The sequence below is a fragment of the Limnobacter sp. 130 genome (genome assembly GCF_902506325.1).
Classification (GTDB): domain Bacteria; phylum Pseudomonadota; class Gammaproteobacteria; order Burkholderiales; family Burkholderiaceae_B; genus Limnobacter.
On sequence record NZ_LR732328.1, the window covers coordinates 1,059,478 to 1,081,283 of the forward strand.

The 21,806-nt window shown below is 49.4% G+C and carries 19 protein-coding genes; 12 read left to right on the forward strand and 7 right to left on the reverse strand.

Annotated elements, in window-relative coordinates:
* Positions 1-700: 700 nt before the first annotated feature.
* The 6 genes from FRIGORI9N_RS05025 to FRIGORI9N_RS05045 form a co-directional block, all read right to left on the reverse strand.
* Positions 701-2,500, reverse strand: coding sequence for a hypothetical protein (locus FRIGORI9N_RS05025; protein ID WP_159568749.1), 1,800 nt, complete (start codon positions 2,498-2,500; stop codon positions 701-703).
* Positions 2,497-3,027, reverse strand: a complete 531-nt coding sequence (locus tag FRIGORI9N_RS15575; protein ID WP_371717148.1) for an ABC-three component system middle component 2 — start codon at positions 3,025-3,027, stop codon at positions 2,497-2,499. The genes FRIGORI9N_RS05025 and FRIGORI9N_RS15575 overlap by 4 nt, the downstream gene beginning before the upstream one ends.
* Entirely contained in the window at positions 2,982-4,049 is a 1,068-nt protein-coding gene (locus tag FRIGORI9N_RS05030; RefSeq protein ID WP_159568750.1) for an ABC-three component system protein, read from the reverse strand. The genes FRIGORI9N_RS15575 and FRIGORI9N_RS05030 overlap by 46 nt, the downstream gene beginning before the upstream one ends.
* A 344-nt stretch (positions 4,050-4,393) precedes the next feature.
* Positions 4,394-5,146 carry an abortive infection family protein gene (locus FRIGORI9N_RS05035; protein ID WP_159568751.1) on the reverse strand — a complete coding sequence of 251 codons (753 nt, stop codon included), beginning with the start codon at positions 5,144-5,146 and terminating at the stop codon, positions 4,394-4,396.
* Positions 5,147-5,205: 59 nt separating this feature from the next.
* Positions 5,206-5,964, reverse strand: a complete 759-nt coding sequence (locus FRIGORI9N_RS05040) for a restriction endonuclease (RefSeq protein WP_159568752.1) — start codon at positions 5,962-5,964, stop codon at positions 5,206-5,208.
* Between the two features lie 39 nt (positions 5,965-6,003).
* Positions 6,004-6,510: a hypothetical protein gene (locus FRIGORI9N_RS05045; RefSeq protein ID WP_159568753.1), complete on the reverse strand. Its 507-nt coding sequence runs from the start codon at positions 6,508-6,510 to the stop codon at positions 6,004-6,006.
* A 507-nt stretch (positions 6,511-7,017) separates the two neighbouring features.
* Between FRIGORI9N_RS05045 and FRIGORI9N_RS05050 the strand changes: the two genes are divergently transcribed.
* From FRIGORI9N_RS05050 to FRIGORI9N_RS05090, 9 genes are all read left to right on the forward strand, one after another.
* Positions 7,018-7,314 carry a phenol hydroxylase subunit gene (locus tag FRIGORI9N_RS05050; protein ID WP_201301410.1) on the forward strand — a complete coding sequence of 99 codons (297 nt, stop codon included), beginning with the start codon at positions 7,018-7,020 and terminating at the stop codon, positions 7,312-7,314.
* A gap of 28 nt (positions 7,315-7,342) precedes the next feature.
* Entirely contained in the window at positions 7,343-8,356 is a 1,014-nt protein-coding gene (locus FRIGORI9N_RS05055; protein ID WP_159568754.1) for an aromatic/alkene monooxygenase hydroxylase subunit beta, read from the forward strand.
* Positions 8,353-8,643 carry an MmoB/DmpM family protein gene (locus FRIGORI9N_RS05060; RefSeq protein WP_159568755.1) on the forward strand — a complete coding sequence of 97 codons (291 nt, stop codon included), beginning with the start codon at positions 8,353-8,355 and terminating at the stop codon, positions 8,641-8,643. Before FRIGORI9N_RS05055 ends, FRIGORI9N_RS05060 begins: the two co-directional genes overlap by 4 nt.
* A 39-nt stretch (positions 8,644-8,682) precedes the next feature.
* Positions 8,683-10,224: an aromatic/alkene/methane monooxygenase hydroxylase/oxygenase subunit alpha gene (locus FRIGORI9N_RS05065; RefSeq protein ID WP_159568756.1), complete on the forward strand. Its 1,542-nt coding sequence runs from the start codon at positions 8,683-8,685 to the stop codon at positions 10,222-10,224.
* 33 nt (positions 10,225-10,257) lie between these two features.
* Complete coding sequence (locus tag FRIGORI9N_RS05070) at positions 10,258-10,620, forward strand: phenol hydroxylase subunit P4 (RefSeq protein WP_159568757.1); 363 nt, start codon at positions 10,258-10,260, stop codon at positions 10,618-10,620.
* 18 nt (positions 10,621-10,638) lie between these two features.
* The gene (locus tag FRIGORI9N_RS05075; protein WP_159568758.1) at positions 10,639-11,697 is read left to right on the forward strand and encodes an NADH:ubiquinone reductase (Na(+)-transporting) subunit F; all 1,059 of its coding nucleotides are present in this window, start codon (positions 10,639-10,641) and stop codon (positions 11,695-11,697) included.
* A gap of 15 nt (positions 11,698-11,712) precedes the next feature.
* Entirely contained in the window at positions 11,713-12,039 is a 327-nt protein-coding gene (locus tag FRIGORI9N_RS05080) for a 2Fe-2S iron-sulfur cluster-binding protein (RefSeq protein ID WP_159568759.1), read from the forward strand.
* Positions 12,040-12,069: 30 nt separating this feature from the next.
* Positions 12,070-13,005: a catechol 2,3-dioxygenase gene (locus tag FRIGORI9N_RS05085; protein WP_159568760.1), complete on the forward strand. Its 936-nt coding sequence runs from the start codon at positions 12,070-12,072 to the stop codon at positions 13,003-13,005.
* A 174-nt stretch (positions 13,006-13,179) separates the two neighbouring features.
* Complete coding sequence (locus FRIGORI9N_RS05090) at positions 13,180-14,844, forward strand: sigma-54-dependent Fis family transcriptional regulator (protein ID WP_159568761.1); 1,665 nt, start codon at positions 13,180-13,182, stop codon at positions 14,842-14,844.
* Here the strand turns inward: FRIGORI9N_RS05090 and FRIGORI9N_RS05095 are convergent.
* On the reverse strand, positions 14,808-17,576 hold the full coding sequence (locus tag FRIGORI9N_RS05095; RefSeq protein WP_159568762.1) for a LuxR C-terminal-related transcriptional regulator: 2,769 nt from the start codon (positions 17,574-17,576) through the stop codon (positions 14,808-14,810). The genes FRIGORI9N_RS05090 and FRIGORI9N_RS05095 overlap by 37 nt on opposite strands.
* A gap of 213 nt (positions 17,577-17,789) precedes the next feature.
* On the opposite strand from FRIGORI9N_RS05095, the gene FRIGORI9N_RS05100 reads away from it, so the two are divergent.
* The 3 genes from FRIGORI9N_RS05100 to FRIGORI9N_RS05110 are packed head-to-tail and all read left to right on the forward strand — an operon-like array spanning position 17,790 to position 21,686.
* Positions 17,790-19,397, forward strand: coding sequence for an NAD(P)/FAD-dependent oxidoreductase (locus tag FRIGORI9N_RS05100; protein WP_159568763.1), 1,608 nt, complete (start codon positions 17,790-17,792; stop codon positions 19,395-19,397).
* 28 nt (positions 19,398-19,425) lie between these two features.
* Entirely contained in the window at positions 19,426-20,358 is a 933-nt protein-coding gene (locus tag FRIGORI9N_RS05105) for an alpha/beta hydrolase (RefSeq protein WP_159568764.1), read from the forward strand.
* Between the two features lie 26 nt (positions 20,359-20,384).
* On the forward strand, positions 20,385-21,686 hold the full coding sequence (locus FRIGORI9N_RS05110) for a DUF1329 domain-containing protein (RefSeq protein ID WP_159568765.1): 1,302 nt from the start codon (positions 20,385-20,387) through the stop codon (positions 21,684-21,686).
* Positions 21,687-21,806 lie beyond the last annotated feature (120 nt).

Below are 21,806 nucleotides of genomic sequence, written 5' to 3' on the forward strand. Positions count from 1 at the left end.
ATGACCGTTTGGGAAATCAACCCGAAGGTCGCCAATTTTTGTATTTTTGAAGAGAATTTTTGTGCGGAATTTTCGAAAATTCGTGACCTTCAGGATGGAATTTGACTATTAATAGGATGTGCCTAAGTTGTGCCCTAGTTGTGCCCTATGGGACGCCGAGATCATTAACTGAATTGAGGGAACGACCGGATAACGAGCGCAGTTTTTTTGTTTAGCTCAATTAAAATCGTATTTTATGGGCACAAAGATACGTTATTTGGCAGTAACTATTGGAGATGACTAAAAGTGCTGTGCTGACCTTCGGGAAGCTGTGCGGGCGCCCTTGGGTTAGAGATAGCTGTCGCACTGGCCGATAATCGGCCTTACCTGACATTCGAGGCACATGGACAAACGGGCTGGTCTTGGGCCGGAGCGGACATTAGGACTTACTGCCGGAATGTCAGAGTTATTGGCGAAAGCAGACTTCTATATTTAGGCAGTAGTCGATGATGAGGTTGACCTTCGGAATCGAGTCCCAGTCTCACTGTTTGGGGGCGAATAACCAGGGATTATTTTTTATCCTGTTCAAGCAATGTTTAACAATCAATTGCAATGGCTGAGTTAAACAAATAATTCGCGATCTTAGGATATCAACGCCGAATTCAAGGTGTAGAGGAAGGCTATTAGATTAATGAAAAGGTCAGGTCTGAGCTGCCGAATTTTAGTCAATCGGGTAGAAGCCCCTTCTGCCTTCGTCACCTCCGTCCCCTACGAACTCCAGTGGCTCCAAAAGTGCTTTCACTTCTTCCTGGATTTCTTGATTCTCCAATATGATGATTTGCCCCGGCCCCTCCCACTGCGCAAGCCATTTGTAGAAACGGTCCGTGACAGTGGATAATGCGACGTCTCTATTTTCTTTGCTTTTCGGATCAGCGTAGGACTTGAGTGGCGAGTCAATGACCACAAAGCCCAGGTGTGGATATCCATTACTAACAGCGTGTGCCATCACAGCAATTGTTAGCGCGGCCAAGAATATTGCTCTTTTCCCTGCACCGAAATCTAGCCGAGCTTGACCGTCGATGATGAGATCGCAAGCTTCCGAATTCAACAAAATAGATTGGATTCCAGTGAACCCCCAAGCATGTAAGTACGCCTTAGCATAATCGGCCACTTTGATAGAAGCATCTCCAACATCGCGGCTCAACATTGTTTTTGGGCGTTTTTTGCCCTGTTTGAGTTTCTCGATTTCGGCAAGGAGACGAGCTTCATCATCAAACCTGGCAAGTTGCTCAGATAGTTCACTCCGGCGAAAAGCAAGCGACTTAGGATCACCCGAAAATTCATATTTCGCAGTATTGACCCTACTTTTCTCGATCTGCTCCAAATCAGCAAGCTTCTGCCGATGTCCCTGGGAAACCACCCTCAGTCGTGCAACACGGAATTGCTCGTGCTCGAGCGCCTCTGCAAGACCTTTTCGGAGAACAACGATCTTTTCTATTTCGGCCTTTAACGCTCGACGATAGTTATCCTGCGCACCCTGTCTCAGTTGACGAGGATCGGGCTGTACATCCGAAGCTGTTCCACATAAAGGACAAGACACTTCCTCCAAGGCCTGAAACATCGAGACCCCTTCCCACGTTGCCCCCAACCGCTCGCTGTCGCTCTTGTACTTCTCGTCTAGAAGCTGGAAACGTTTAACCATCGCCAAGCTATGTGTAAGCTCACCTTCAGCTCTCTTGAGTTGTTCACTCTCGACCAGAATTTCGTCCCGAACTGACTTAAGCAGACTTGCTCGCGCCTCATAGTGGCTAGTCATCGCATTTAAAGCTTCATCGACGCGTTCCAGTGCAGATGCGACCTCTTCACGGGTCGTATTGGTCGGCAAGTCTGCTCGTACCCGGGATAGAGATTGTTCTGCCCCGGTGATCTGCCCCGCAATATGATCAAGTTCTTTGCTAGTCTTGATGAGCGCGATAGCTGAATCGTCTGTGCCAGTAAGAAACATGTGAAAGGCCGCAACGCGTTGTGTCGCATTGGTACCGACCCCGGCGGTAGGGTCCTCGCTGATCATGTTTGGCTGAGACAGCAGGAACCAGTGGCGCAGGTCACCACCTGTTACGCCTCCTCGTTTGGAGCGAGAACGCAATAGCTGCATGCCTTTGGCCCCCGCGTTACGGACAAGAAGAGCACTGACTTCTTCGTCTATAACCTCACGTCCAACCTCTCCATCAACTGAGGTAGTGAGACATGCCACTTCGGTGTCACCACCAGCATGGGCACGGCGTAGCTCATATGTGTCCTCTTCTGCTTTAATTGTTAGGGCGAGAGAATCATAACCAGCAGACTCTCGAAACTTTTTTGTCGGTTTATCGCCACCAAGCAAGTACCAAAGACAATCTCGGATATATGACTTTCCTGTCTCACTAGGCCCGCGTACTAACGTCGCAGGGATACGGAAATTAACCCGAGCCTCTGGCTTGTCAGGTCCAGTTGCTACGAGTGAAATGAGTTTAATCGTCATAAAAGCCGCCTTTGATCTGCCGATTCGACCTCAGCACCCCAAAGGTGTCCTGCGTCGGAGAATATCTTGAGGAGTTCTGTTGAATCTGTAGCTCCAAAGCGTTCAGCGGCCCAGGCGCACCGCTTTTCTAGTTCCCTCCAGTACCGTGACGAAAGTGATCCGACCATAGTAAAGCTACTTGGTCCCGCCAAATATGTCATGCCTCTGTCGTCAAGCACAATATCAACAAGACCTCGCGTACTCATGAGATACAGGCCTTGCTCGATGCGCTCCCGGCGACTAAACAACTCAGCGTTACGGTATGGAACAGGGGTATGCAAGCTCGCAGGTCCACCGACGTCTTGCGAATAGACTATTGCATAGTCGAGGAGAACCAGTTTCTGTAGGTCAGCGCCGCCAGGTCGCAGCGCGAAAAGAAGGTAGACCATTCGCAGTCCGAGCTCGAATGGTGTGTTAAACAGCTCCGGTTGCTTGCGTATTTTTATCGAACCCATTTGAGTTGCTTTTCGTTCACCAGGTGATGGCATGCGCCAGGTAGGTCGCCCCCTCTGAGTCGGGTATATAGAACGCTGTCCGTCACACTTAAGGTAGTAGCCGCCATTATCGCGGCCTCATGTCGTTCTAGTCCCGTCTTGTGCAGTGGACTCCTTACTACGAGGCGCACACCCTTCAACACCATACCCAAAAGGGTAGCGAATTCATCTTCCGTATAGATATCTCGGCTGAACCGCTTAAGACCCTCGGCCGAATAAAAGGCTTCTCGTGCAGAGGCAAGGTGCTCTCCGTACTCTTCAGACGCAACGACGTTTGCTAAAGACATCTCTGAACCGCAGTGCTCAGCATAAGCTTTGACAAGCTCTTCGATATATATAAGTTCCAGAGTCTCAGCTTGTTGAGGAACTACAGGGTCGTCGCCTCGCTCGGGTTCGATACCAAAAAGCTTGTAGTGAGCCTTAGTATCCTTCTCGTGCCAAGTAAGCAGATCATGGACTTGGCATTCCTCGAAACGTGAAAAGTCGAAGGCTTTTACATAGGCCTCCATAGTAGAAGTAAGCTTAGAAACGTCATCCTTAAGACCATGGCTGCCACTCTTCCATGCTACTAAAAATGCCTTGCGGAACTCCTCAGGTTTCGCAATCAAGTCGTGGAGGTCCGGTCCTAAATTCCGAGGCGCGCAGAAATAGTACTTACGAGGAACTGGAAAACTGTTGGCCATTAGGTGGCCAAAAAGCTTCACTAGCTCAGGATATGCATTTCCGGGCGTAAGACGCTTTTCGTAGTGCTTGGCCTGATATAGATCCCACCGGTCGGCCACCAGCGCAGGCTCGAGTCGAGCCTCCACATCTCGCCCTTTGTCTCCAGCGTTGCCAAGCACCTTTACAGAAGCATACTTTGCGCCATTAACCTCACGATGCCGGCAGGCAGCCTCAATAAATTCTTCCCACTGCTTATCGGAGATGTGCAAAAGATAGACGGCAGGTGGTACGGCTCCACGCTTGACAACATACTGATTAGGTTTCGGTCCGGCTTTTGGGCTCTTTGTCGACATTTGTTGTTTTGGGCTGCTCTATCTGACTTAATGGGCACATCTTCTTGCCAACCCATCGAGTTCACGCGGGTAGAACAAGGTGTGTCATGCTGAGTGGAATCGGATGTCGTGTGAAGACTCCCAAAACTGAAAAACGATTCATTTTATAAAGGTTAACATATCAATCCCCGTTTATCATCTAATCGCGGAAGAGACATATTAATAATTACTGGTTCGCTGTTTGATATAGGCTTTTTCGATTAAGTCGAACATGATTTTTCTTGCTTACGATTAAGCTAACCGGCCGCCAAAAATACAAACCTTGGGAAGTCCGGCGAACGAAGAGAGCAGCGTTGAGCGCATGCTTAGATTTTATCATTGCGCGATTCCCAAGTTTCGATAAGAAATAGCGTTGTGGCGCCAGCCAGGTTAACTGCTAATTGAGCATGCCTGGGGGCTGGTTTTACAGGTGCTTTGCCTTGGCCGTGTGCGTCGCCAAGCCTATTTCTCAACGAGCCAAGCCCAATAACCACCGAGGTAACGCCGCCAAGAATTTGTTTGAAAATTTCTTCTGTGTGTTGGCTGGGAGAAATATTAAGTTCTTTCGCAGTGATCCTATATAGTTCAGGAAGCTCAATCTTTTGTTTATCGTATTCAATGCGTTTACTGTCCAGGATGTGCTTGCACACAGACTCCAGTAGCGTCCTACTAGCTGTAATTGCCCCTTCTGGATCAATGCTCCTGCGGTCTAATGCTTTTGCCCAGACGGAGTGGACGCCTTCCGCATCAAAGCTTTTTAGTCCTTCTGATATCGTAGGGTCAGCGGGCTTTTTATTTTTCCCTTCAAGGAAATCTAGTAGGAGCGAGAACTCTGAATATATAAAGTCGCGGCGTTCTTGGTATTTAGCATATTCATATTTTATGAAGCTCCAGAACTGGGAGAGATCTCGGTTTGTACGAACGAATTTAGGTAAAAACTCGCAAGTGGTTGGATTTTCGTTGAAATATTGTCGTAATGATTTGTAGTCACGATCCTCCCCAGCTCCGCCGGTCGAAACAGCAATAAGCATATTCTGGAGATATTCAGCTTTTTCTGCATCAGATCGAAGATCGTTCATTGTAAAAACCTAATGTTTGAATTAAGGGGCGCCGTTAGGCCTCTTAGTTGAAAGATGGGTTAGCTTTCTTGGTAGTCATCCAACCACCTTACGATTTCGTTGTAATCGGCGAGCGCCATATCCCATTTGCTAGCGGCTTCGTTTTCCACAAACTCCTTAGCTCCTGATGTGAAAGTTGACGTTGTAGCCAAAATTGTCTTGTTTGGCCCATCCTTAGTATTCATTACTCCATGTAGCGCTCGGACAATATCAACGCCCACTTTATTATCCTCAGCGTAGTGCTTGCATTCAATAAAATACTTACTTCGAATGCCTAGTCCATCGGTGTAAACAGCGATGATATCTTTTCCGCCGTCGCGGGTTTTCTTCGTTAAATCGACTATGAATCCTTTTGCTCTAAATATCTCCGCGACCACCTCTTCAAACTCCCTTGAGGAAATATCGCGGAGTAGACATGGATTGCCCTTTAGGGCAGAAACCAGTTCCGAGATTGACTCGTAAAGCTGGAATACATCTTTTGCACTGTAAATTTCGCGCAAGAATTCAAATACTGGCTCATCGTCCGTCTGCGCGCCTGTAGAGTTGTTTAAGACGAAATTTAGGAACTCAACAGGATATTCTGAGGCTTCAAAAGCTAATGAGATCGGTCGGTTGCACTTTGGGCAGTCGAACTCGTAGGTTATTTCATAAATGTTTTCAGACCCCATCGAGCGTTCGGAGCCACCGATGCATTCGATGTGAAAATCATCAACAGGGATTTCTGCACCGTCACCGCAAGTGGTGCACGTGTATTGGATGGATCCTGAAAATTTCCACACGTTGAGATCTCCGAGAAAGCTAAAGTTTGAGCAGACCGGTTAGGTCTCACTTGTTTTGCAGACTGGCGAAAGGACATCCTGAACTTCTTTTTCAATTGTAATTTCGTCGGCCGCTTCCTCAAGAAAGCGTTCCACCAGCGGCAGATCGGGAAGCTCATACCCCGAGAGAAGCGAGTTGAAGTTTGAAATAGCTCGATCAAGCGTTTCTCTGGCTTCGAACCTGGGGTTCATTAATAGCTCAAGTCCCGTTTTGCCAGCGTGATGAGATTGGTTGTAGGCGTTGTTGAGGAGGTCGCCAATGTCCCTCTCCGTCGTCGGCTTGGCGTCGGAACCTGACTTTTCCTTGAGGGCATTCGCGATTTTGACAATGCTAGTCCGTAGTCTTGAGAACGCTGGATTGATACCATGCAGATGCAGGTATCCACCGAACAACTGTTCCGCAGCAGCGGCCAGAACTAGTGCAGAGTAGTATCGACCGCCGAAGTAGGCTGCGAGTGCATCCTCCAACTGCTGAAGGGCCATGTCAATCTTCTTAACTTCTTGCACAGATTCTCCAAATGACGAGTGTTGTGAGGCCTAACTTGACTTAACGAACAATAACGGCGATATCCATTTATTCGAACAGCGTAAGTTATTTCTTTAACTTATTTATTTCAAATGCTAACTAAGCATTGCATGAACGGGATTAAAAACAAAATCTGGTTATTCGCCCCCAAACAGTGAGACTGGAACTCGATTCCGAAGGTCAGCGCCATCATCAACTACCCCCCGATGTCGGAGTCTGCTTTCGCCAATAACACAGACGTTTAAGCGCTTAGTCCTAATGTCTGCTTCGGCCGACTAACAGTCACCCGTCAACACCACCTTTTCAAAACGGCTATCTCCCACTTCACCATTTGATCAACTTGCACCGCAGCAATTCATCTTTTGAGTACCCGTAAATTTCTTAGAATAGTCCCTCTATTTTTTCAAACCCTTATTCTTTCAATCACTTAGCCTACATGGCACACCCCTTGCCCCCTATTACAAGGAAATCAAGCAAGAGGGTTCCAAATGATCAAAGAAGTCAAATTATCCAAAAGCGACACCCCGCCACCGGAGATGAACGGAATTCTGGAGGCATCGATTCCACGTTATGTGCGCGTTACCGGCACCTTGAATGATCGCTTTATCGAATTCGAATTTTCGATTGGTGATCCCGAATTGTGTGTAGAGCTGGTCATGCAATTCGACCAGTTTCGGGAATTTTGCAAGCTGCACAAAGCCGTGGAATTAACTGCCGAGCAATGCGCATGGCTGGACTACGAACGCTTGAAATGGCAGTTCGGTCAAGCCGGCATCAGTGAATAAAAACTAAATAAAGGAAGGAGAAGACATTATGCAAGTCGACATCAAAACGTCGAATATCAAACAACTGCGCAACACGTTCTCACATGTGGCCCGCAGGCTAGGCGCAGACAAACCTGCATCGCGGTATCAGGAAGCCACATTCGACATGCAGTCGGACACCAACTTCCACTACCGCCCTATTTGGGACCCCCAGTTCGAACTGTACGACACTGCCCGCACAGCCATCAAGATGGCCGATTGGTACAGCTTCAAAGATCCACGCCAGTATTACTACGGCGTGTACACCATGAACCGTGCCAAGCAACAAGATGCAGCCGAAAAGCAGTTTGAGTTTGCAGAAAAGCGTGGTGTGTTTTTCAACCTCTCGGAAAAAGACAAGGAACATCTGATCTTCGCCGTGCTGCCGCTTCGCCACTACGAGTGGGGCGCAAACATGAACAACTGCTTCTGCACCAGCTTCGGTTACGGCGCTGCAATTACACAAGCCACCATGTACAACACCATGGACCGCTTGGGCCTGGCGCAATACGTCAGCCGCCTCGGTTTGCTACTCGATGGCAACACTGGCGACTCGCTGGAAGTGGGTAAGCAACACTGGCTGCACACCCCGGAATGGCAAGAATTGCGCCGAAGCATGGAAAACCTGTTTGTCACCAAAGACTGGTTCGAAGTATTCCTCGCCCAGAACCTGGTGATGGATGGGTTGCTTTACCCCATGTTCTACAAGCACTTGGAAACACGACTGAATCCGATCGCGGGTCAAACCTTTTCCATGTGCACCAACTTCATGCAGGAGTGGTTTACAGAAACCCAGCGCTGGGTTGATTCAACAGTAAAAACCGCTGTCGATGAATCACCAGAAAACAAGGAAATTCTGAGCCGATGGTTTGAAATCTGGATGGTAGAAACCACCCGCGCCTTGCTACCCCTCATGACCGCGTTGTTTGCGGAAGAAGCCGCCAGCACCTTCATGCAGATCAAGGAAGAGCTGTTGGTGCGTGCCAAGAAAATTGGTTTGAAAACTCCCGGAGCCACAGCATGACTGAAAGAACTTCAACACCCGTGTTTATCGCGTTTGTGACCAATGACGACACACGAAGCATCGTCGAGGCCATTCGTGAAGACAACCCGCAGGCAACCGTGGAGGAATTCCCCGCCATGGTGAAGATTGAGTCACCGGGTCGTTTGGTGGTGAAGCGTCAAAGTGTTGCCGACCTGATGGGACGGGATTGGAATCTTCAGGAAATCCACCTGAACCTGATTTCACTGTCGGGCAGCATCAATGAAACAGAGGATGAATTTGAACTGTACTGGGGCCATGCGGCTTAAAGCCAACCCTGGAAATTTTCAACTTGAAGGAGTAGAGACATGAGCGCAGTACCCAAGAACACAGGCAACAAAAAATTGGGCCTGAAAGAGAAATACGGCATGATGACACGCGGCCTTGGATGGGACACCACTTACCAGGCCATGGACGATGTGTTCCCGTACGATCAGTTTGAAGGCATCAAAATTCATGACTGGGACAAGTGGGAGGACCCGTTCCGCTTAACCATGGATGCCTACTGGAAATTCCAGGGCGAAAAAGAGAAAAAGCTGTACGCCATTATTGATGCATTTGCACAAAACAATGGCCAGTTCAATGTGACAGACGCCCGTTACATCAACACGCTGAAGCTATTCCTCACAGGTGTTTCACCACTGGAATATGCAGCGCACCGTGGTTACGCCCACGTGGGCCGTTCATTCCGAGGCGTCAGTGCACGAATTGCATCACAAATGCAGGCGATTGATGAATTGCGCCACGCTCAAACACAAGTGCACACCATCAGCCACTACAACAAGTTCTTCAACGGCTTGCACGACTTCCGTCACATGCACGACCGTGTGTGGTACCTCAGCGTGCCGAAAAGCTACTTTGAAGACGCGCAATCAGCGGGCCCGTTCGAATTCATTACAGCGATCTCGTTTTCTTTTGAGTATGTATTAACCAACCTGCTGTTCATGCCCTTCATGAGTGGTGCGGCTTACAACGGTGACATGGCCACCGTTACTTTTGGTTTCTCGGCGCAGTCGGATGAATCGCGCCACATGACGCTAGGCCTGGAAGTGGTTAAGTTCATGCTGGAACAAGACCCGGGCAACCGCGAGATTGTCCAGAAGTGGATCGACAAATGGTTCTGGCGCGGTTACCGCCTGCTGGCGCTGGTGTCGATGATGATGGACTACATGCTGCCCAAGCGCGTGATGAGCTGGCAAGAAGCCTGGGAAACCTACTTCGAGAAAAACGGTGGCGCACTGTTTGAAGACCTGAGCCGCTATGGCATTCGCATGCCCAAGTACCACGAAGTGGCCAGCAAAGAAAAAAGCCGTCTGAGCCATGAAGTGTGGGCCACCTTCTACAACTTCAGCCACGCTGCCGCATTTCACACCTGGGTGCCCGAAGAAAGCGAATTGAAGTGGCTGAGCGAGAAGTACCCCGATACATTCGACAAGCACTATCGCCCACGTTTTGAGCACTGGGATGCCCTTCAAAAAGAAGGAAACCGCTGGAGTAACCCCGGCCTGCCCATGCTGTGCCAGGTGTGTCAGGTTCCCACTATTTTCACAGAACCCGATGACCCCACAAAAACCTGTCTGCGAGATTCCACCTACCACGGCATGAAGTACAACTTCTGCTCCGATGGCTGCAAGGACATTTTTGACAACGAGCCGGAGAAGTACGTTCAAAGCTGGTTGCCCGTGCACCAGATTTTCCAGGGCAACTGCGGTGGCGAAGGCTTGGACAACGTTCTCAAGTACTACAACCTAGTGCCCGGCCAGGACAACGGCGAATACATGGGCAGTCAGGACCAGGGCAACTGGGAGCAATGGACGGGGCGCAACCACAAAGACGCCCCCGCCAACTGACTCACCACAACAACAAGTAAAGAGGAGAACAACATGGCACTAGTTTCATTGCACCCAGGCTACACCGGGCAAGTGCGCGATCTTGAGGAAAATTTTCACGGCAACCGTTTGCTGTTTGTGAATTGGGAGCACCACCTCATGTTCTGCGCACCCATGGCCCTGCCGCTGCCACCCACCATGCCTTTCGAGGCTTTGGTGAACGAGGTGCTGCCATCGCTGTATAGCAGCCACCCCGACTTTGCAAAAATTGAATGGAGCAAAGTTGAGTGGCAACACGGTTGTGACGATTTCACACCAGATCTGAGCAAATCGCTGGATGAAAACGGCCTAGCCCACAAGTCAGTGCTGCGTTTCACGACCCCCGGTTTGACGGGCCTTTCCGGCTCTTGCGCTTAAGTAGAAGGGAGATCCCGCATGAGCTATCAACTCACCATCGAGCCCATTGGCGCCACGGTGGACATTGAAGAAGGTCAAACTGTGCTGGACGCCTGCTTGCGGGCGGGTGTCTGGCTGCCCCACGCCTGTGGTCATGGTCTGTGCGCCACTTGCAAGGTACAAGTGGTGGAAGGTGAATTTGAACATGGCGAAGCCTCACCGTTTGCGCTGATGGACTTTGAACGCGATGAACGAAAAATTCTGGCGTGCTGCGCAACCGTTGAATGCGACACCGTAATTGAGGCTGAGGTGGATGAAGATCCGGATGCGCAATTCATCGGACTTCAGGATTTTTCCGGGCGTGTGGTTAAAGCTGACATGCTCACCCCCACCATTCGGGGCATCTGGCTTGAAGTCGACGAACCAGTTCACTTTCAAGCTGGGCAATACGTCATGCTGAAAGTACCGGGCGTACAGGGCGAACGTGCGTTTTCAATTGGCAATGCCCCAGGCACAAACCTGGTTGAATTGCACATTCGAAAAGTACCAGGTGGCGCAGCAACCACCTGGCTGCACGATGAGCTGAACCTAGGCGATACGCTTGAGTTCACAGCCCCATTGGGACGGTTCTTCACGCGTAAATCGGCAAATCTACCCATGATCTTTCTGGCTGGTGGTTCAGGCCTATCAAGCCCCAAAGCCATGATTGAAGAACTGTTCAATGAAGGCTGCACACTGCCCATCACTCTTGTGCAAGGCGCTCGCAATGAGGCTGAGCTTTATTACCACAACTACTTCACTGGACTGGCAGCCAAACACGCCAACTTCACCTACATTCCTGCCCTCTCGGATACAGACGTGAGTGCAAGTTGGACCGGCGCAAAAGGTTTTGTTCACGAGGCATTGAAGACGCACTTCAATAATGATTTTCGGGGCCACAAGGCTTACATGTGCGGACCACCACCCATGATCGAAGCATGTATTTCCACGCTGATGCAAGGGCAATTATTTGAACGAGACATTTACACCGAACGGTTCCTGACCTCAGCAGATGCAGAGGGATTGGCGAAGAAAAGTCCGCTGTTTAAACACGTGTAATGGAGGGCCGCACACATGCACCGCGTGGCCATTCAAAACACAAAGGAAGAGTACACCTGCAGCTCAGAGGACAACCTGCTGAAAGGCATGGAGCAACTGAACCGCAAAGGCATCCCGGTGGGGTGCCGTGGAGGTGGATGCGGCGTATGCCGTATCCGGATTGAATCGGGCGAATACTACACCCTGAAAATGAGTCGACAGCATGTTACTGCTGAAGAACAAGCCCAGGGTGTGGTGCTGGCCTGCAGATGTTTTCCGCTAACCGACCTTGAACTGTCGGCAATCGGAAAAATGGAAAAGTGCATTGCAAAGCATTTCGCCAAGCAACCCATGCACACATAGCTATAAAACCATAGGGATAAGGAGATCAACATGGCAATGACAGGCGTATTAAGGCCAAGCCACGTGGCGCTTCGGGTACTGGATTTGGAACCAGCCGTGAAGCATTACACCGATGTGCTGGGCCTGCTGGAAACCGGGCGCGACAAACAAGGTCGCGTGTACCTGAAGGCATGGGATGAACACGATCACCACAGTGTGGTGCTGCGTGAGGCCGACGCTGCAGGTATGGACTACATGGGCTGGCGCGTGGACAGCATTCAAACTATGAAAGACTTGTCCAGAAAGGTTGAAGAAAGTGGCCTTGCCACCGATTGCTGCTGGATACCTGCTGGCGAGCATCTGGAAACTGGTGAACGCTTTCGCTTCACCACAACCACTGGCCACACGATGGAGTTGCTGGCCGAGAAAAACAAAGTGGGTAACTGCCTTCCTCTGGTGAACCCAGACCCCTGGCCCGATGGCCTGAAGGGCATGGGCCCCTCCCGCTTTGACCATTGCCTGCTGTACGGCGATGATCTGGATGGCGTGGTGAAACTTTTCACCGAAGTGCTTGGCTTCGACATCACTGAACAAGTGGTGGCTGAGGACAACCACGACTTTCGCATTAGTGTGTTTTTAAGTTGCTCCACAAAACCGCACGATGTGGCCTTCATTCGACAGCCCATGAAAGGTGCGTTCCACCACGCATCCTTTATTCTGGACAACTGGGGTGAAGTACTGAAAGCAGCCGATATTATTTCCAAAAAGAAAGTGTCGCTGGATTTGGGCCCCACACGCCACGGCATTACCCGCGGTGAAACCATTTACTTCTTTGACCCCTCGGGCAACCGCAACGAGGTGTTTGCTGGCGGGTATATTCACTACCCCGACAAGCCAATAATTACCTGGACCAGCGACGATCTGGGCCGGGCGATTTTCTACCACGACAGAAAGCTCAACGAGAACTTTCTGGGCGTATTCACCTAAGCAGCAACGTTTAGCCCGCGAACCTTTTTTTCAAAGGCCCTATTTAGCCCAAGCGGGTAGTAAATCTGCTTGGGCTTTTTACAGTTTATTTTTCGGAAAAACAAGGCATAATTAAATGACATAGGTTGACTCTAGATCGGCCATTACAAAGATACCAAAAGGCACATTGGAGACATGAATACTGTGACCGACCTGCAATCCCTGTTGAAATTCAACTTGCCATCTGGTCACATTTGGCTGGATGAGCAACGTATGTTGCTCATGCACGCACGCGCACTGGGCGCCCTGCGCAAAGAACTGTTTGAAACCCTAGGCTTGAAACGTGCGAGGGGGCTTCTTGTTCGCCTTGGCTTTGCATCTGGCATTCGGGATGGACAACTGGCACAGAAACACCGTCGCCCTGGAAGTTCGATCGAAGAAGCCTTTATGCTGGGCCCCCAACTGCATACGCTTGAAGGCATGGTGCAGGTTGAAAAGCTCAGCATAGAAATCAACCTGCCCACCAAACACTTCTACGGTGAATTTGTGTGGAAGAACTCCTGGGAAGACGAAGCCCATGTTGCCGACTACGGCCAAGGCGATGAACCAGCTTGCTGGACCATGATTGGCTATGCCTCGGGTTACACCAGTGCCTTCATGGGCAAGCTGGTACTGTTCCGTGAAATGGAATGTATGAGCCAGGGAGATTCGCAGTGCCTGATCATCGGACAAAGCGCGGAAGCTTGGAACGACCCTGACTACGAGGATTATTTCAAGGCTCAGGCGTTTGCAGAAGAATTGATTGAATATCACATGGCTGCGGAGAAGCTCGACAGTGCGCTGATTCGCCGCCGCAGCAACGACGACTTGGTGGGTGTGTCGCCTGCCTTTATGCAAGCTTTTGAATTGCTGCAACGCGCAGCACAGGGCAGCATCACCGTGCTGCTGTTGGGCGAAACCGGCGTGGGCAAGGAAATGTTTGCCCGCTGGCTGCACGACAACAGTCCACGCGCCAAAGGCCCCTTCTTGGCAGTGAACTGCGCAGCCATTCCGCATGAACTAATTGAAGCTGAATTGTTTGGTGTGGAAAAAGGCGCCTACACCGGTGCGCATACGCCACGTGCAGGCCGATTCGAGCGCGCGGATCACGGCACCCTGTTTCTAGACGAAGTGGGCGATCTGCCACTGTCCACGCAGGTCAAATTGTTGCGTGTGCTACAAACTGGCGAGTTTGAACGCTTGGGTTCCGAGCGGGTTCAAAAAGTGAATGTGCGAATCGTGGCGGCCACCAATGTGGAGTTGCAACAAGCAATTCGCGACAACAAGTTCCGTATCGATTTGTATTATCGCTTGAATACCTTCCCCATCAAAATTCCGCCACTGCGTGAACGACAGGCCGACATTCCCCCCCTGATCAATCGCTTTATGACCAAGTACAGCGCAAGCTACAACAAGAAGCTTTTGGGGCTAACCGACAAGGCCATGCAAGAGGTGATGAGCTACGAGTGGCCCGGGAACATTCGCGAGCTGGAAAACCTGATTGAACGTGCCGTGGTGCTGGCGCCTGATAGCGGCTATGTAGAAGCCTGCCACCTGTTTGATGACCGTATCGAGCCCTGCAAGGAAAAATCGCAGCTGAACTCCCAAGGAGAATTGGCCCCAGTCGAAAGCCGGCCTATCGACGATCTGTGTCATGAAATCTTGACCAAGAATGTTGGGCTAGACAAACTTGAACGCCGCCTGATGCAGACCGCCTTAAAGCAGGCCAAGGGCAACTTGTCTCAGGCTGCACGCGTGTTGGGCATTACACGCCCTCAACTGGCCTATCGTTTGAAAAAGGAAGGCATTCCGCTGGAGTGATCCTGTCCGAGCCTGATTGCTTCGAGGCGGGATTTAACTCCCATTTTCGAGAAAATATTGCGCAAGTGGTATTTCACCGTCGCCCTGCTTACGTAAAGATCTTGTGCAATTTGATCGTTAGTTTTGTACATTAACAATAACCTCAATACCTCTTGTTCGCGACTCGTTAGCGCATCCAGCATCTCGGGGCCCGGCTGGCTTGCCGTCTTACGATCCAGCAAGCTCTTGTCCCTTGTCAAAACAAAACTTAAAGAAGAAGGCAGTTTCGAGATCAATCGTTCGAGGTAATTCAACAAATGGTGATGAGCAACAAGGTGAGGTTTTGATTGCACCCACTGCAGATGGGCACAAATCAGCGAATCCAATGGCTCGCCCTCGTCGAGGAAAATACCCATAAATTGGCCAGGCGTAGCAAGAGTCAGAGCATTGTGCAAGCTTGTATGCGCATGCTCAAAATGACCCAAGCTTGCATGACACAAAGCCACCAATGTGTGAAGCTTTATCTGGCGTAGCACGCGAGACTCCTGTTCGGCTTGCAACAAAGCCTGCTCCGCCAAGTCCATTGCCTCCTCTAGCTTTCCTTCGTGATATCGCAAGCGAATCTGACTGATTCTCGCCCCATCAATTTCTTCCGAAAAACGTACCCACCCCGCCTTATCGCTCACCTTGGAGTGGTTTAGACGGGTAAAAATAAGTTGCGCGTTGGTCAAACTACCATGCAGCAACTCAAACCGAACCCGTTCATGCCCCATCATCACAGCAGCTCTTGGCCAACGCCCCGACAGTGCAAGATGTTCGCCATCGGTCAATATTTTTAAGGCCTTTTCATACTGTCCCATGCGCTGATAGATTCTTGACACAGCCCTATAACAAATGATCAGGTAATCGTGAATAGCCGCATTCTCGATAATTTCCTCAAACTGTTCGAACTGCGCCAACGCTTCATCAAGCTCATCATATTCGTAAAGCACTGCGATGTAGCTACAAGCCAGGCAAGCTTTGGACACCGATTCTTCTAGGTGTAACACCGGTTCACGCATCGATGACTCGAGGTGCACCAATGCATCCTGCAAATATCCCTGAAACATCAGGCTTAGCCCGGACTTGGCCAACGAATATGCCAGAGTAAACGTTGCATCCGCTTGCTCGCTTAGCGTTCGGCTGTAGGCAAAACAGGCAAGTGCAGCTTCGAACTGACCTTTTGCCATGGAGATGTAACCACGTATGTTGTAAACCGCGCTTAATTCGAAAATCCTGAAACGATGGTTCGACGGCTCGTGTAAATCAACCGTCATTAAATAATCCATAGCATTCTCTGGTTCATCCTGCAGTATCGAAATCAAAGCAAGTGCCACCGCTGGGTCACCAACTTTCAGATCCTGAAACAGGTTCGCCCGCAGGCTGGATAACGTTTTCGCAAGCTTTTCGTGGCGACTCAAAAACATAAATACCCAGGCAAGCTTCACCACCACACCTGGTCTTTTCAACATCTCCTCGAGTGGCAAGCGGTCGAACCAGTTGTCCACTGTAATCAAGTGTCCATCGGGGACCAATGTTTCAGTCCATTGGTCGAATACATCAACAGCATCCTCAAAAGACCGAGCCGCAACGAAATGATGAAGAGCCTCTTCCAGGTGACCATTGTCGCGATACCAATTGGCGGCTCGCAAATGAATCCGGGTGGTTTCGTCGTGAGGAAACCTATAAAATTGCCCTCTAAGGAATTCTGAGAACAATGCATGGTAGCTAAACCAATCTTGTGCAGACTCCAGCCTTCTAACGAAAAATCCTTCGCGCTCTAACTTAGCCAGCACATCACAAGAGTCATTACGCTCAAGTACAGCGTCGCACAGATGAGAACACATAGTTGAGAGAATGGAAGTTCTCAACAAGAAACTGCGTAAGATTTCATCTTGCTGGGATAACACGTGTTCTGCTAGGTAGTCTGTTACGCCCCGAGGATAAAATCTGTTTTGCCGACTGAATGAACTTCTGAATGTTTCGGACTGAAGCGCAAGCCGATAAAACTGAACCACGGCGGGCCACCCTTCAGTGTCCCTGTAAATTGCTTCCACGTCTTGATGCGACATATCAAGATCGTTATTCACCTCAAATACCTTGCGGGTCTCCTCTTTTGAGAATCTCAATTCATCCGCATTGATGATAAGAATATGCTCGCCCAACAACAACTTAGACAAATTTAAATCTGGTAACACACGGCTTGAAACGAACCATCGGATGCGATCTGGGGAACTGCGAATCAAATCCTTGATAAACCGAAGCGTAGCTGGGTTGTTAATGGTGTGTAGGTCATCTAAAAAAACCCCCACAGGCTTTCCCACGGCCAGAAATTGCTCAATCACCCAATCCGTGCCGTTCTCAGCTTCACGCAAGAAATCGGTCTCGTTTGAATCTGGCGAATTTCTGGGTAGTGATTGGAAATGTGAGTTTAAACGCGACTGAAAGTAACTCATCAGGCGTCGAACTTCATTGTCACTTTCGTCCAGCGAAATCCAGCAAGTAAAAAAGTCTTGTTCTCGGCATAGTTGCTCGACTTGAAGCATCAAGCTTGTTTTGCCATGTCCAGCGGGTGCCTGAAAAATAACCACGGATGCCGGGTCGTTATCACGGAAAATTCGCCCTAATAATGCACTGCGCTCAATCGCTAGGCGATTGGGCTTGGGCGTGACAATTTTTAATTCAAACAACCTGCTACGCGGACTTGAATCCATCACACCAGTCTCCTCAATTTTTAGGTCTTTTGATTGATTCTAGCCCCTGGGCGGGGAAATAACACCTAGCCACTAACACTTTTCAACCTAGCCTTCAGGATAAAAAACCATCCTTTTGAACGGGGACAAGCCACCTCGCCAACCTTTAATTTGGCGAAAACATCAAGAGTCCGGACATGGCTCAAGAAACTCAAACAAATTGGAGGAGACCAAATGAACACAGGTTATGAACGCAAAGTGGATGTAGTAGTGGTAGGTGCAGGTTTCGCGGGCTTGTATGCCCTGCACACACTGCGCAACAAAGGTTATTCCGTACAGGTATACGAGGCTGGAGCAGGTATCGGCGGCACTTGGTACTGGAACAGGTACCCGGGAGCGCGTTGTGACATCGAAAGTATCGAGTACTCTTACTCGTTCTCAGACGAACTTCAACAGGAATGGAATTGGTCGGCGCGCTACGCAACACAGCCTGAAATTCTTGCATACATGAATCATGTGGCCGACAAATTCGATCTGAGAAAAAATATCCAACTGGAAACTCGTGTTGTCAGCACTAAATTCGATGAATCCACTTCTCGCTGGGATATTACGACCAACACTGGCGATAAGGTGAACTGCCAGTTCGTCATCATGGCGACAGGGTCTCTGTCCACTCCCAAGAAGCTGGATATTGAGGGCCTTGACAACTTCAAAGGCGATCAACTGCACACCGCCTACTGGCCAGAAAAGGGCTATGACTTTGCAGGTAAACGCGTTGGCATCATCGGTACTGGCTCTACGGCAATTCAAGCTATCCCAATTATCGCCAAACAGGCGAAACACCTGACCGTTTTTCAGCGTACCCCTAACTTCAGTATTCCTGCCTGGAACTATGAATTGAGTGACGAAGAGCGTCAGAAATTAAAAAAGGACTATAAACAGTTGCGCCAGAACGAATGGAAATCTCAAATTGGCATTGTTCGCTTGCCCCCCCGAACAGAAAGTGCATTAGAGGTCAGCGAAGAAGAACGCCTGAAAGAATTTGAAGCTCGCTGGAATTTTGGTGGGATCAGCTTTTATTCGTCATTTCCTGACCTGCTGATGAACGAAGAGTCCAACAAACTGGTTGCGGAATTTGTTCGCAATAAGATCCGTCAGAAAATCAACGACCCAAAACTAGCTGAAATACTAATACCAAGGGGTTATCCGTTTGGTGCAAAGCGCCTTTGCGCAGATACCAATTATTACGAAACCTACAACCTTCCACACGTGAAGCTGGTGGATGTCAACGCAACACCATTTGTAAAATTCACACCGCTTGGCTTGCAAACCACTAGTGAGTTTCACGAACTGGATGTGCTGATTACGGCGACTGGATTCGATGCCCTGACTGGCACGCTGAACAATATTGAGATCACAGGCCGTAATGGTGAAGTGTTGAAGAATAAGTGGAAAGACGGTCCTCGTACTTACCTAGGAATCATGATTGCTGGCTTTCCAAATATGTTCATGACCACCGGCCCGGGAAGTCCCTCGGTACTTTTCAACATGGTACTCGGCAATGAATATCACGTGAACTGGATATCACGCGCAATTGACGATGTCCGTTCCAAAGGAAGCCTAACGATTGAAGCCAAGGTGGAGTCTGAAGACGAATGGAGCACACATGTGACCGAAGTCGGTAACCAGACTTTGTTCCCAAAGGCGAACTCTTGGTATGTCGGCGCCAATGTTCCTGGAAAACCTCGCGTCATTCTGCTTTATTTGGGCGGATTTCAAGGCTACTCCCAACGCTGTGAACAAGAAGCCGCAAATGGCTACACAGGTTGCATTCTCGCTTAACAACTGACCACAAGAAAAGGAGATACCAATGCCAGTCGATCCACAGGTCGAGCAACTGCTCGCGAACATGGTTGCTCAAGGTGTTAAAAGCTTTGAACAGATGAGCGTCGACGAATGCCGTGCAGTTGCAGCCGTATTCATTGAAATGGAAGGTCCTGTCGAGGAAATACATCGGACTAAGGATTATTCAATCATCGTCAACAATGGTCAGATTCCAGTACGTGTCTACTACCCCACCGCGGCCAACAACCTTCCAGTCGTCGTTTATTACCATGGCGGCGGATTTGTCTTCGGTGATCTCGATGTGGTCGACAAGGTCGCTCGATGTATTGCAAAAGACACAGGAGCAGCGGTGGTCTCGGTGGGATACAGGAAAGCGCCTGAACACAAGTTTCCAACTGCACACGAGGATGCCTATGCCGCTTTGCTCTGGGTATATGACAACGCTTTTGATTTGAATGTAGATCAATCCCGAATAGCTGTGATGGGCGACAGTGCGGGAGGCAACATCGCCACTGCAGTAGCACACATGGCTCGCGACCACCATGGACCTGCACTGAAACATCAAGCTCTGGTGTATCCACTCGTTGACCCGGCAGGCGATTACCCCTCAAAAACTAAATATAGCGAGGGATACCTGCTGACCAGTGCGGCATTGGGCTGGTTTGCTGGGCATTACCTGAACAACCCAGGTGAGGAAGTACAGCACCCCTACATGACTCCGCTGAAGGCCAACTTGAAAGACCTACCCTCGACCACCATCATCACTGCCGAATACGATCCACTGACTGACGAGGGAGAGGCCTATGCCTCTGCACTTCGCAAAGCTGGCGTGGGTGTGAACTATTACATGTTTCCCGGCATGGTTCATGGCTTTTTCTGGATGAAGGGCGTGATCAATAAGAGTGGATCAGCTTTCAAACTGGTCAATGAAAAACTAAAGGCAGCACTGAACAACTAGACCAATATCACCAAGGAGGAGATGAAATGAAGCAAAGAAAAATCGCGATTGCCATCACATTAATGGGAACAACTTTTGTAAGTCATGCAGCAACCGAGGCTGATGTAGATCAGGCGTTCAATCCCTACAAGAATGGGGCCCCAAGCATACAAATGCTTACACCCGGTACAGTCATCAACAAAGCAAACCTAGCCCAGTTTGAAAAGTATATCGACAAGGGTAATGCATTCGCTATCAAAAATGGCTGGTACGAAATTAAAGTTGGAAAACACAGCAACTTTCTACCACACGCAAGCTATATTGCAGAAACAAAGAAAAATCTGAACAAAACAAAGCTAGGAGCGAAACTGGGCGACATTGAAGGCTATGCAGGTGGCCTGCCCTTTCCGGAAGAACCAAAGTCGAACGATCCACGTGCTGGCGAGAAACTGGCTTGGAACTTTAAATATAACTTTGGCGCAGGTGACGGCAGCAAATACGATCCATTCTTCTACCAGTTCCGAAACATGAATGATGGCAAACTGGAACGTGTAATCAAATTTAGCTACAACGTGCAGAAACACAAGTTCCGAGTTCGCCAGGAACCAATTGGCGAGATGCTGCCCAACCCGTCAGAACTCTTTCGAAGCTTCTATATCAAGGTATCAGAACCTCAAGACGTCAAGGACACACAGCTGCTGATTCAACGCTACCTCGATGACAAAAAACTGGATGATGCCTACCTATACTTAGGTTTTCAGCGTCGAGTTCGCCGACTGGCCACAGGGCAAACAACCGATCCCTTCCTAGGTACAGACCTGATGATCGAAGATTTCGAGGGCTACAATGCACGGGTTTCAGACACCCACTGGAAGTATAAGGAGACAACCACGATCCTGCTGCCTATGTACAACCACAATGAGTTACCTCTGGCTGAAGAAGGCAAGGAGTCGGACGGATACAAATACGTAGCCTCCACTGGGCAGGGTAACTGTTTTGTGGATGTCACATGGCAACCCCGGAAGGTTTACGTAGTTGAGGGTTCGCCCGTGAAAGACAATCATCCGGTAAGTAAGCGAGTGTTTTATATCGACGCACAAACATTCACAATTCCACAGACCAACATTTACGACCGTAAGGGTGAATTGTGGAAAATATGGACAATCGGCTTGAGCCACCCCGATCAACACCTCCCTGTCAATAAGGGTACCGGTGTTCCCCTATTTGATTCGTTCAGCATGGTCGACGTGCAAAGTAAGCACTGCACCGTGGGTTTGATCCGAGGGGAAGTGAAACAACCCGACCCAAGACTATTTACAGTGCAGCAAATGCGAGGGGGTACAAACTAAGGTTAAGAGTTACACCAAAGTTTGTATCCGCTTTTACCCTGACCATTCAAATAGGTCAGGGTTTTTTTATATCCGTTGCTTATCACAGCTTCAATTATATCAAGGCTTAAAAAAACCCCT